The following is an 11940-nucleotide window of genomic DNA, read 5'->3' as shown; positions in this document are numbered from 1 at the left end:
AATACGCAACCGCTATGCCGGCAAAGCACAAGAGAAAACGCGATCTCCACATGCGCAGCGCCGAGAAGCGTCTGGCGGGCTACTTTCTCGCCTACTGGAAGCTCTTCGCCCTCGGCCTGCTCTGCACCGTGGCGGTATCGGGCATAGAAGTCTACTTCATCAAGCTCATCAGCGACGTCGTTCGGACGGTCATCCAGAGAGACCCGGCGATGCTGAACCGCGTCTCGCTGATCGTCGTCGGCATCCACATCCTGAAGTGGGGCTTCTCCTACGGTCAGATGTACTTCGTGTCCTCCGGGACCCAGAGGATCGCAGTCCGGCTCAGGAACGATCTCTACGGGCATCTTCAGAAGCTCTCTCTTAGCTACTTCGAGAGGACGAAGACCGGCCACTTGATGTCACGAATGACGAACGACGTCGGCCTCGTCCAGGCGGCGGCGCCTCAGGTCATACAGGTCGTATCCGCGCCGCTCGTCGCGCTGGGCAGCACGGCGGTCATCTTCTACTGGAACTGGCGGCTCGCGCTGATTGCCGTGCTGGTGCTGCCGTTCATGTCGTTCACCATCCAGAAGGTCGGCCGCAAGATCAGAGGGCTCTCGGAGATCCTGCAGGTACGGCTTGCGGATATTGCCGCTGCGGTTCAGGAGACGCTCTCGGCAGTCCGCATCGTGAAGTCCTTCGGGATGGAGCAGTATGAGGCCGCCAGATTCGCCGAGGAGAACCGCCGCACTTACGCAGCCGCGATGAAGGCCGTCTGCCGGAACGCCATGATGACCCCGACGGTCGAGATGATCAGTGTGATCGGCATCGCGTTCGTGCTCTGGTACGGCGGGCGCATGGTCGCCGCGAACACCGTCTCGGGCTTCGGGGTGGACCAGCTCATCGGATTCCTCTTCGCGCTCGACAGAATCGCGGTCTCGGCGAGGCAGATCGCCCGACTGAACGTCACGTATCACCAGACGATGGCCGGCGCTCAGCGTGTGTTCGACGTGCTGGACGAAGTTCCCGAGGTGATGGAATCGCCGGACGCCGTCGAGATGCCGCCACTCGAAGGAAGAGTGGAGTTCGCGGATGTCTGGTTCGGGTACGACGCCGCAACGTCCGTGCTGAAGAACATATCGTTCCAGGTGGAGCCCGGGCAACAGGTCGCCATCGTGGGCGCGAGCGGGGCCGGAAAGTCCACCATAGCCAATCTCATACCCAGGTTCTACGACGTCACCAGCGGCCGGGTGCTGATAGACGGCATTGACATCAGGACGGTGACGCTGAGCTCGCTCAGGCGGCAGATCGGAATCGTTCCGCAGGAAACGATGCTTTTCAGCAGTTCCGTCAGGGAAAACATCGCCTACGGCAAGCAGGACGCCACATTCGGGGAGATAGTGGATGCCGCCAATGCCGCGAACGCGCACGAGTTCATATCCCACCTGACCGAAGGCTATGAGACGCTCGTCGGCGAGCGAGGCGTCAAGCTCTCCGGCGGTCAGCGGCAGAGAATATCAATCGCCCGTGCCCTGCTCAAGAACCCCAGGCTGCTCATCCTCGACGAGGCGACCTCATCGCTCGACGTGGCATCCGAGGCGGTTGTGCAGGAGGCCCTCGAGCGGCTGATGGCCGACCGGACGACGCTGATAATCGCGCATCGGCTCTCCACGGTAGTGAACGCGGACATGATCCTCGTTCTGGAGAAGGGCCGAGTGGTCGAATCCGGCACGCACTCGGAGTTGATGGCTATGGGCGGCGCGTACGCTGAGCTGTATGCCATCCAGAGCAGGAAGCACACGCTCCCGGCGGAGCCGGTCCGGTCGGAGTCGAACGCCGTCGAGAGCTGAGAGAGGAGCATTCACGCAAGGTGTCGGCGATCCTCTACAACCTGCTGCTGGTCCTCTGTTCGCCGGTGCTGCTCCTCTATTTCCTCTGGCGCATCCTCGTGTCTCGGAAGTCGAGTGATTCCTGGCGCGAGAACCTGGGGTCGCTTCCCCGACTTGCGGACCGCGAGCCGGGTCGGAAGCTCGTGTGGATTCACGCGGCCTCGGTTGGCGAGACCGTCGCCGCGCTTCCCGTGCATGAGGAGATCAAGAGGCTGATGCCCGACGCGGTGCTCCTGCACACGACGATCACGCAGACCGGAAACGCCGTCGCCCGCAAGTCCTGCAAGCTGGCCGACATCGTGGCTTACTTTCCGCTGGACCTCCTGCCTTTCGTGAATCGCGCGCTCCACCGCGTGAGGCCGGACGCCTTCGTCATGGTGGATACCGAGATATGGCCGAACTTCCTGGCCGCCGCGCGCCGCCGGGGAGCCCGAACCGCGCTGGTAAACGGGCGCATATCGGACCGAAGCCTGAAGGGCAGCCGACGGATGCCCTGGCTCTTCCGGTGGGCGACCTCGAACATTGACCGCTTCCTGATGCAGACCGATGAGGACGCCAGGCGGATCGTCTCGCTCGGCGCGGACCGAGGGGCGGTTGTCGTTGCCGGAAGCACGAAGTTCGACGAGAAGGGAGGCCGACTCCCGGCCCCGGACGTCGAGGCGCTCAGGTTCGATCTGGGGATACCCGTCGGGGCGGCTGTGATCGTTGCGGGAAGCACCAATCCGGGCGAGGACGAGCCCGTTCTCGATGCGTACCTGTCCCTGCGCGGCGAAGATCCCGGCCTGCGCCTCATCATCGCCCCCCGACAGCTCGAGCGCGCCGGCGAGATCAGGTCGCTCGCGGAATCGCGCGGCCTCAGATGCGCTCAGCGCACGGTGAAGGAGTCCGTCTCGCCGGGTGGCTGCGACGTCCTGATACTCGATACCTTCGGAGAACTTGGGTCCGTCTATGCGGTCGGAACGATCGCTTTCGTCGGGGGCAGCCTCATCCCGAAGGGCGGGCACAGCATCTTCCAGCCGATCCTGCAGGGGAAGCCGGTGCTGTTCGGCCCGTATACCCACAAGACGCGCGACATGGCTCAGATGGCGCTCTCCGCCGGAGTGGGTTTCGAGGTTCGCGACGCTGACGAACTGGCCGCGCAAGCAAGGAAGCTTCTTGCCGACCCGCACCTGCTGGCCGGGATAGACGATGCCTGCCGTGAACTCGTGGAGCGCAATCGAGGCGCGTCAGCCCGATGTGCCGAAGCGATCGTCGGCCTTCTGGAGGGCGAGCATGGCGAGTAGCGGCGGCGCGCTCGAGTACCTCGAGGCGGTCGTGTACGGCAAGCGCCGAGGGCTGACGGATATGTTCGTGCTTGCCGGACTCCGCGTCCTGTCGCTGGTCTATCGGTCGGCGTTGCGGCTCTACCTGCTCCCGTTCGAACTCGGCCTGCGACGGCGGAAGCGGCTCACGGTCCCGGTGATCAGCGTCGGGAATATCACGGTCGGCGGGACGGGCAAGACGCCGATGACGCGCTATCTCTGCGAGGGGCTGATCTCCCGCGGGCGGAATCCTGCCGTGTTGAGCTACGGCTACGGAGGCGGGCTCTCCGGGGAGTTCGGCATCGTCTCTACGCCGGAGAGGGTTCTGCTGTCTCCGGGCGAGGTCGGCGACGAGCCCGCCATGCTCGCCCTGAAGCTGCCCGGAGTCTCGGTCCTGGTCGGCAAGGACAGGCATCGGAGCGGCATGCACGCCGTCCGGGAGTTCGGGGCAGGGATCGCCGTCCTCGACGACGGCTTCCAGGTCTGGAAACTGCACCGGGACCTGGACATTGTTCTGATAGATGGGATGCTTCCCTTCGACAACGGTTGGACGCTCCCCGCTGGGAGGTTGCGCGAGCCGATCTCCTCGCTCCAACGGGCCGACTGCGTGGTCGTGACCGGTGATGCGGACCTGGTGGACGAGATCAGGGCTGTCGTCGAGCGGGCTGCTCCCCGGGCGATGGTCTGCAGGGCGAGACACGCGCCGACGGCTCTGTACACGGTCGAAGGCGGCGAGAGAGTCAGTCTCGAAAGCGTCCGCGACCGCCGGGTGTTCGCGATGTCCGCGATTGCCCATCCGGCATCGTTCGAGAAGACCCTTGCCGATGCCGGGGCGGTCCTGGCGGGATGCGAGCGCTTCCCGGACCACCATGCGTACTCGCAGGAAGACGTTCTGCTGGTCGAGAGCAGGGCACGCGCGTGCGGTGCGGAGTTCGTGGTCGTGACCGAGAAGGACGCCGTCAAGCTGGCTGGCATGTGCACGGGAGTCCCGCTGCTCGCGCTATCGACCAGGCTTGCGCTGAGCGACGAGGATGGCTTGTGGAGACTGATTGAACGCAAACTCAAGGCAGAGGATGCGCGGTGATGCAGGACTGCGTACGAGTCGCGCCTGACGGTCGAATCCTGATCGTTAAGCTGAGCGCCATCGGCGACGTGATAATGACTACTCCTGTGGCGAAGGCGCTCCGCGCGGCTTTTCCGGGAGCTTACATAGCCTGGGTCGTCGAGCCGAAGTCGAGGGATATCCTGATCGGCAATCCCTATCTCGATGAGGTGATCGTCTGGGACCGGCCCGCGGACCTGAGTTGGAACCCGCTGAGCGTTGCGGCGACCTGGAAGAGCCTCCGGGCGCTCGGCCGCGAACTCCGATCTAAGCGGTTCGACGTTGCCGTGGACCTTCAAGGCCTTCTCAGAAGCGCGCTCGTCGCCAAGTCGTCCGGCGCGAAGTGCGTCCTCGGTTTCGATAGCGGGCGAGAAGGCAGCACGCGACTCTATACACACCTGTACCCGCTGAGCCTGACCGGAACGCGCGGGCCGCAGCGCTATCTCGACGCGCTGAGGCTGCTCGGAGTCCATGCTTCGCACACGGAGATGTGCATGCCGTTAACCGAGGACGACAGAGCCTATGCTCGTCGAATCCTCGATGAGGAGACCGCAAGGCATCTTCCGGACAGGCGGCTGATCGCGGCGCTGGCGCCGGCCACCACCTGGCCCCACAAACACTGGACCGAAGAGGGCTGGGCAGGACTGGCTGACGGCCTTATCGCTCGATACGAGGCGCTTCCGGTCTTCCTCGGCTCGTCCGCCGACGTGAATCTCATCGGGCGCATTCGGGGTCTGATGACTCGCGAGCCCGGCGACGTCGTCGGCCGCACCACTCTCAAACAGGCCGGAGCCGTACTCGAGGAGGCGGATCTGGTCTTCGGAGTGGATACCGGCCTCCTGCACATGTCCATCGCGCTCGGCCGTCCTACGATAGGCATCTTCGGCCCGACTAGGTGGAGACACCTTATGCGTGGTGAACTCCTTTCGGTCGTCGTGAAGGAGATGGACTGCATACCCTGCATGAGGCATCCGACGTGTACCGACTTCGCATGCATGAGGGCAATCACTTCGGACGAGGTGCTCTCTGAGGCGGGTCGGCGCCTCGCACGGATACTGCCGGCGCGGTAAGATGTTCTCAGGAGACTCAGAGCTTGGACACGCTCCGAACACTGCACATTGAAACGGGGATGCACGCCCTCGGGGGGCCTGCGCAGGTGGTATATCTGATGGTGGGTCTCAAGGACCGCGGCCATGAGGTTGTGCTCGTGTGTCCCGACGGGAGCGCCATCGCGGAGAACGCCGCCGCCGCAGGTATCGAGGTCGTCCCCGTCCCGCTCCGCTCGGATTTCGACCTGACGTTCATTTGTCGGCTCCACCGCATCATCAGGCGAAGGAAACCTGATGTCGTTCATCTGCACAGCAGGCGCGGGGCCGACGTTCTGGGGGGCATCGCGGCGCGAACGGCCCGCGCTCCGGCGGTCATACTGTCGCGCAGGATAGACAATCCCGTGCGACCCGGCTTTCTGACGCGGCTCAAGTATGGGGTCCTGTGCGACCGTATCATCACGATTTCTCAGGCGATCAGGGACGTTTTGCTGGATGGAGGCGTGGATTCCTCCAAGATCGCGTGCGTCCACAGCGTGGTTGACTCCGCGCAGTATGATGTGGACCGCGACCCGAACCTACGCGCCGAACTCGGCGTACCGGGCGACAGCCCTCTCATCGGCATCGTCGCCCAGCTCATCGAGCGCAAGGGACACAGGTATCTTCTGGAAGCAATGCCGAGAATCATCGAGGCCTACCCGGATACCCGGTTGATCGTTCTGGGAGCGGGTCCCCTGGCCGATGTCCTGAAGCGTCAGGCCGAGACCCTGGGGGTCGCCGACGGGGTTGTATTCGCCGGCTTCCGCAACGACATGCCGCAGGTGTTTCGTGAGTTGGACGTGCTCGTACACCCTGCGCTCATGGAGGGTCTCGGAGTGGCGATTCTGCAGGCGATGGCCGCCGGAGTGCCGGTCGTCGCGTCTCCGGTCGGAGGCATACCCGAGGCCGTGCAGGACGGAGTAACCGGCATCCATGTGCCGCCCGCGAATCCTGAGGCTGTCGCCGAGGCGGTGTGCAGGCTCCTCGGAGACCCTGCGTTGCGGGCGCGGATGGGCGCGGCGGGCAGGGCATTTGTCGAGCGCGAGTTCTCGCCGGCCCGCATGGTAGAAGGTGTCCTGTCCGTGTACCGTTCCGTGCTGGATGCCAAGGGCGCCGCCGTCAGTGGCGACCTCTGAAATCCCTGAGCCCCGCCGGTCTCTGCCGCCGCAACACGAATCACCTCCCCACAAAGGCAAACCGCTGTCCGATGGTGAAAGCATACCCTGTAGTCTTCGCATGCCCGTTTCGAGGCGGTTTAGGCCCGAGCACCTGAAGGGGAGGGTTTCATGCGCCCGTTGGTTATCCTGCACACGGAATCATCAAGCGGATGGGGCGGCCAGGAGATGCGCGTCATCTCCGAGGTCGTCGGGATGCTAGGTCGCGGACACCGCGTGATGCTTGCCTGCCGCAGAGGCTCGGAGATCGCCCGGCGCGCGAGAGAGAAGAACATCGAGACCTACATAATGTCGCTGCACGGCGCGTTCGACATCGCCGGCATCCGTCGCGTGCGAGCATTCCTGCGCCGCCGCGAAGTGGATATCGTCAACACCCACAGTTCGAAGGACAGCTGGTGCGCCGGGTTCGCGGCCAGGCTCTCGGGCGACGTCAAGGTCGTCCGCACGCGGCACCTCTCGATCCCCGTGAAGAGGAGCTTCGAGACCAGACTGCTCTACGGGTCCCTTCATGATACCGTCGTCACCGCCGGAGAGACCCTCAGGCGCCACATCATCGAGCGCGTTGACCTCGATCCCGCGCGGGTCCTCTCCATCCCCACCGGCATAGACCTCGACGCCTTCGATCCGGACCGCGTAACCGGCAGCGCCTTCCGGGACGAGATAGGGGCCGACGACACGAATCCGGTCATCGGCTCCGTCGGCATGCTCCGACACATGAAGGGCCATTCCTACCTGATCGAGGCCGCCGCTTCGGTGTTGCAGGAGTACCCGCAGGCCCGGTTCGTCCTCGCCGGTGACGGGCCTTCCGCCGGCGCGCTGAGAGAGCGCCTGTCGGCGCGCGCGTCCGAACTCGGGATCGCGGACAAGTTCCTGATGCTGGGCTACAGGGAGGACATACCCGAGGTGATGGCGGGCCTCGATGTCTTCGTCCACCCCTCGATCGGCTATGAAGGCGTGCCTCAGGTCGTCAGCCAGGCGATGGCGATGCGCCGCCCGGTCGTAGCCACGGATGTCGGCGCGGTGTGCGAACAGGTCGTCAACGGACGCACGGGCATCCTGGTTGAGAAAGCGAACTCCCGTCAACTTGCTCAGGGTATTCTGACCGTCCTGAAGAACCCTGACACGGCCGCGCGGATGGGAGAGAACGGACGCCGCCTGGTAGAGGATCGTTACAGTCTAGATACGATGCTCGATGAGACCGAGAGACTGTACGCACGGCTTCTTTCTGAGGACTGACCGCCTGAAGGATAAGGTATCGGCGGGATGGAAACACCCTGTGTGTTCGATCCGCCTGGGATGATGGGAGCGGGACTTGTCTCACGCAACGTTGAACAGCATAATCGCTCGGTTCGCCGGCAGGCACGTCCTCGTCATCGGCGATGTGATGATAGACGAGTACGTCTGGGGCAACGCGCGCCGCATTTCTCCGGAGGCTCCGGTCATGGTCGTCGAGGTCGAGCGCGAATCCTATATGCCGGGAGGAGCCGCGAACGTCGTCAATAACATCCAGGCGCTCGGCGGGAAGACCTCGATGGTCGGCGTCGTCGGCGACGACGAGTATGGTCTCCGGCTCAGGGAGTGCCTCTTCCGGGCCGGAGTTGATGCGGGCGGCCTGGTTGTGGATTCGTCAAGGCCCACGACGCGCAAGACCAGGATCATTGCCCACAGTCAGCAGGTGGTGCGGGTGGACCGCGAACAAAGCGCCAGGCTGAGCCCCTCGGTCGCAAGAGGACTCTCTTCGATGATCGAGCAACGCCTGCCGACTGCGGACGTGGTCGTCTTTTCCGATTACGACAAAGGCGTGGCGTGCGGGCCGGTCGTGCGCGCGGCGATCGAGGGCGCGCGGAGCATCGGCAAGCGGGTCGTCGCCAACCTCAAGCCCGGCACCGCGAGGCAGTTCAAATCGGCCTCGGTCGTGACGATCAACCAGTTTGAAGCCGAGGCGCTGTCCCGTATCGCGATCACCGAAGACCGAGACCTCGACCGCGCTTCCGCGCGCATCATGAAGTCCCTGAAGCCTGAGGCACTCGTGATCACCCGAGGACCTCGCGGAATGAGGGTCGTGACCGGCAGCGAGTCCGAGGATATCCCGCCGCACCTCGTTGAGGTGTACGATGCCGCGGGCGCGGGCGACACCGTCGTGAGCGTGCTGGCCCTGTCACTCGCCGCCGGAGCGGAGATCCGTGATGCGGCCGTCCTCGCCAACTGCGCCGGGGCCGCCGTCGTCCGCAAGGTCGGCGTCGCGACCGTGACGGCGGACGAGATTCGTTTCCTGTTGGGCGAAGGAGGAAGCAGATGACCATCACGAAGATCGTGCGGCGTTCGGTGCTGAAGGGCCTCCTCGACGAAATGCGCGGGCAGGGCAAACGGATCGTCTTCACCAACGGCTGCTTCGATATCCTTCACGTGGGCCATCTGCGCTATCTGCAGGAGGCGAGGTCCCTCGGCGACTGCCTGGTCGTCGGTGTCAATACCGACGAGTCCGTCAGGCAGATCAAAGGCCCGGACCGCCCCCTCGTGTCCGAGTTCGATCGCGCGGAGCTGCTCACCGGGCTGAAATGCGTGGATTACGTTACTCTCTTCTGCGAGGAGACTCCCTGCTCGCTGATCGACGAGCTCAGGCCGGACATCCATGCCAAGGGCGGCGACTATCGGGCAGATGATCTCCCGGAGGCCGAAATCGTCAAGTCCTACGGAGGCGAGGTCCGCATCCTCCCGGAAGTCGAGGGGAAGTCAACCACCAATCTCGTGAAGAGGATGCACTCCGCGATGCCGGGTCGGGAGGGGCAGTGCAGGCCCGACGTCGCCGGACGCGCCGCAGTCGGAATCATCCCCGCCAGGCTTGCCGCGACGCGACTGCCGAACAAGCCCCTGCTCGACATCGCCGGGAAGCCGATGATCCAGTGGGTCTACGAGCACGCCAGTGAGGCCAGATCGCTCACGGAAGTGCTGGTGGCGACTCCCGACGAGGAGATATTCCGCGCGGTCGAGGCTTTCGGCGGCAAGGCCGTCATTACCTCTGCCGAACACCTGTCCGGCACCGACCGCCTCGCGGAAGCCGCCCAGTCGCCGGCCTGTCCCGATGCAGACGTGATAGTGAACATCCAGGGCGACGAGCCGCTCCTCGACCCCGCGGCGATTGATCTGCTGGCGGAGGCGATCCTCGCGGACCCGACGGTGCCGATGGCGAGCCTGATGTGCCCTCTGCAGAACGACGAGGCCGACGATCCCGCCGTCGTGAAGGTCGTGACCGACCCGCGTGGTTTCGCTCTCTATTTCAGCCGGGCGCGCATCCCGTATCCCAGACAGCCTGCGGAGTCGTGGAAGCATATCGGCGTCTACGCGTACACCCGCGATTTCCTGCTGGAGTTCCCGATGCTCTGCCCGACTCCGCTGGAGCAGGCCGAATCGTTGGAACAGCTTCGCGCGCTCGAGAACGGCTACCCGATCAGGATGGTCGCGACCGATTTCGCGCCGACCAGCGTTGATACGCCCGACGACCTCGAGAAGGTTCGGGCGGCACTGGAGCAAGCAGCATGACAAGAGAGATCAGAATCGGAGACATCAGCGTCGGCGGCAACAAGCCGATCGCGCTCATCGCCGGCCCATGCGTCATCGAGAGCCGGGACATCTGCTTCGAGATAGCCGAACGAGCGAAGTCAATCTGCGATGATCTCGGCATAGGCTACGTCTTCAAGGCGTCTTTCGACAAGGCCAACCGCATGTCGGTGTCTTCGTTCCGCGGCCTCGGGATGGAGCACGGTCTCGGGGCGCTGGCGGACATCAGGGCCTCCCTCGGGGTGCCCGTTCTCACCGACGTACACGAAGTCTGGCAGGTGAAGCCGGTCGCCGAGGTCGTTGACGTGCTTCAGGTACCGGCATTCCTCTGCCGGCAGACCGACCTCGTGCTCGCGGCGGCGTCGGCCGGGAAGCCGGTCAACTTCAAGAAGGCGCAGTTCATGTCCCCCGCCGAGATGAGGCCGGTCGCCGAGAAAGCCGCGTCCACCGGCAATGAGAGCATCCTGCTCACGGAGCGCGGATCGAGTTTCGGCTACGGCAACCTTGTCGTGGATATGCGCAGCCTCGTCGTTATGAGAGAGTTGGGCTACCCGGTCGTCTTCGACGCGACCCACAGCGTTCAGCGCCCGGGCGGGCTTGGGACGGCTTCCGGGGGCGACCCTCAGTTCGTGCCTTACCTGGTCCGCGCCGCGTGCGGCGTCGGCATAGACGCCCTCTTCATCGAGACGCACCCCGATCCGTCGAAGGCCCTCTCGGACGCGGCGACCATGATCTCGCTCGACACGCTGGAATCGGTGCTCAGCGAGGCCCGGGCGGTGGATGCTCTGGTGAAGAACGCGCGGGCCGAACCTTGAACCTGCAACCTGTAACCTTGAACTTTGAACCCTGATCGGAGGACATCCATGTCAGACAAGATTCGAATCGGACTCATCGGATGCGGCGGAATCATGCGGGGGCACGCGAGGAGGCTGCTCGGAATGCCCGAGGTCGAGATCGTCGCGCTCGACGACATAAGCGACGAGATGCTGGGCAGGTTCTACGAGTTCATCCCTGAGGTGAAGGGACTCCCCGTCTTCTACGACTATCGGGAGATGCTCGAGAAGGTCGAACTGGACGCCGTCGAGATCGCCACCCCGCACACCCTGCATTTCCAGCAGACGATGGACTGCCTCGACGCGGGCAAGCACGTCCTACTGGAGAAGCCGATGGTCTGCACGGTGGACCATGCTCACAAGCTGCTCGCGAAGGTCGAGGAGAAGGACCGTGTCCTCGTGCTATCCTATCAGCGGCACTATCAGCCCGCGTTCCGATACATGCGCGACGTCATCCGCGAGGGCAAGCTGGGCGAAGTGACGTACGTATCCGCTCTCCTGTGCCAGGACTGGAAGCGCAGTCAGGCCGGCAAGTGGCGCCAGGACCCGGCGCTCAGCGGGGGAGGGCAGCTCAATGACTCCGGCAGCCACCTGGTTGACATCATCCTCTGGACGACCGGCCTCGCCGTGGACGAGGTCTGCGGCTACATAGACAACCTCGGCACGCTCGTGGACATCAACTCCGCGCTCTCGATGAAGTTCAAGAACGGCGCCCAGGCAACGGTCAGCGTCGTCGGCGATGCTCCCTGCTGGTACGAGGACTTCACGATCTGGGGCGAGCAGGGTGTGCTTTTCTACCGCAACGGCCAGCTCACGCACTGCGGCCCGGACGGCAAGATCTTTACGCCCGAGGAGCTCCCCGAGGGAGGCAACCCCGATCAGAACCTGGCGGACGCCATCCTCGGCCGCGACACAGTGTGGGCGCCGCCGATCTGCGGCCTGCGCGTGATCGAGCTCACCGAGGCATCATGGAAGTCCGCGGAACTCGGCCGGCCGGTGAAGGTGGCCAGTCTCTGAC

10 protein-coding genes are annotated in these 11940 nt (G+C 64.4%); all 10 read left to right on the top strand.

Annotated features, from left to right (window positions below; translation table 11 throughout):
* The first annotated feature begins 14 nt into the window (after positions 1-14).
* The 10 genes from KBC96_00540 to KBC96_00495 all read left to right on the top strand — a co-directional run bounded on the left by KBC96_00540 (position 15) and on the right by KBC96_00495 (position 11939).
* On the top strand, positions 15-1829 hold the full coding sequence (locus KBC96_00540; protein MBP6962874.1) for an ABC transporter ATP-binding protein: 1815 nt from the start codon (positions 15-17) through the stop codon (positions 1827-1829).
* Positions 1830-1849: 20 nt separating this feature from the next.
* Positions 1850-3151, top strand: coding sequence for a 3-deoxy-D-manno-octulosonic acid transferase (locus KBC96_00535; GenBank protein MBP6962873.1), 1302 nt, complete (start codon positions 1850-1852; stop codon positions 3149-3151).
* Positions 3141-4253: a tetraacyldisaccharide 4'-kinase gene (gene lpxK, locus KBC96_00530; protein MBP6962872.1), complete on the top strand. Its 1113-nt coding sequence runs from the start codon at positions 3141-3143 to the stop codon at positions 4251-4253. Before KBC96_00535 ends, lpxK begins: the two co-directional genes overlap by 11 nt.
* Positions 4253-5341, top strand: a complete 1089-nt coding sequence (locus KBC96_00525) for a glycosyltransferase family 9 protein (GenBank protein ID MBP6962871.1) — start codon at positions 4253-4255, stop codon at positions 5339-5341. Before lpxK ends, KBC96_00525 begins: the two co-directional genes overlap by 1 nt.
* A gap of 59 nt (positions 5342-5400) precedes the next feature.
* Positions 5401-6492 (top strand): glycosyltransferase family 4 protein, encoded by a 1092-nt coding sequence (locus KBC96_00520; GenBank protein MBP6962870.1) that lies wholly within the window; start codon positions 5401-5403, stop codon positions 6490-6492.
* A 150-nt stretch (positions 6493-6642) separates the two neighbouring features.
* Entirely contained in the window at positions 6643-7767 is a 1125-nt protein-coding gene (locus KBC96_00515; GenBank protein MBP6962869.1) for a glycosyltransferase family 4 protein, read from the top strand.
* 76 nt (positions 7768-7843) lie between these two features.
* Positions 7844-8830: a bifunctional hydroxymethylpyrimidine kinase/phosphomethylpyrimidine kinase gene (locus KBC96_00510; GenBank protein MBP6962868.1), complete on the top strand. Its 987-nt coding sequence runs from the start codon at positions 7844-7846 to the stop codon at positions 8828-8830.
* The gene (kdsB, locus tag KBC96_00505) at positions 8827-10071 is read left to right on the top strand and encodes a 3-deoxy-manno-octulosonate cytidylyltransferase (protein MBP6962867.1); all 1245 of its coding nucleotides are present in this window, start codon (positions 8827-8829) and stop codon (positions 10069-10071) included. The genes KBC96_00510 and kdsB overlap by 4 nt, the downstream gene beginning before the upstream one ends.
* Positions 10068-10904, top strand: coding sequence for a 3-deoxy-8-phosphooctulonate synthase (kdsA, locus tag KBC96_00500; GenBank protein ID MBP6962866.1), 837 nt, complete (start codon positions 10068-10070; stop codon positions 10902-10904). The genes kdsB and kdsA overlap by 4 nt, the downstream gene beginning before the upstream one ends.
* 48 nt (positions 10905-10952) lie before the next feature.
* Complete coding sequence (locus KBC96_00495; GenBank protein MBP6962865.1) at positions 10953-11939, top strand: Gfo/Idh/MocA family oxidoreductase; 987 nt, start codon at positions 10953-10955, stop codon at positions 11937-11939.
* Position 11940 lies beyond the last annotated feature (1 nt).

This window comes from Armatimonadota bacterium (assembly GCA_017993055.1).
GTDB lineage: Bacteria > Armatimonadota > UBA5829 > DTJY01 > DTJY01 > JAGONM01.
Note: the sequence above shows the minus strand (reverse complement) of the source record. Positions and strands in the feature narration are given on the sequence as shown.

What these genes read in the sequence shown, in the direction of transcription:
- KBC96_00520 (MBP6962870.1), top strand. Translation starts at nt 5,401, where the DNA reads ATGCACGCCCTCGGGGGGCCTGCGCAGGTGGTATATCTGATGGTGGGT.
- KBC96_00525 (MBP6962871.1), top strand. Translation starts at nt 4,253, where the DNA reads ATGCAGGACTGCGTACGAGTCGCGCCTGACGGTCGAATCCTGATCGTT.
- KBC96_00540 (MBP6962874.1), top strand. Translation starts at nt 15, where the DNA reads ATGCCGGCAAAGCACAAGAGAAAACGCGATCTCCACATGCGCAGCGCC.
- KBC96_00515 (MBP6962869.1), top strand. Translation starts at nt 6,643, where the DNA reads ATGCGCCCGTTGGTTATCCTGCACACGGAATCATCAAGCGGATGGGGC.
- lpxK (MBP6962872.1), top strand. Translation starts at nt 3,141, where the DNA reads ATGGCGAGTAGCGGCGGCGCGCTCGAGTACCTCGAGGCGGTCGTGTAC.
- kdsA (MBP6962866.1), top strand. Translation starts at nt 10,068, where the DNA reads ATGACAAGAGAGATCAGAATCGGAGACATCAGCGTCGGCGGCAACAAG.
- KBC96_00495 (MBP6962865.1), top strand. Translation starts at nt 10,953, where the DNA reads ATGTCAGACAAGATTCGAATCGGACTCATCGGATGCGGCGGAATCATG.
- kdsB (MBP6962867.1), top strand. Translation starts at nt 8,827, where the DNA reads ATGACCATCACGAAGATCGTGCGGCGTTCGGTGCTGAAGGGCCTCCTC.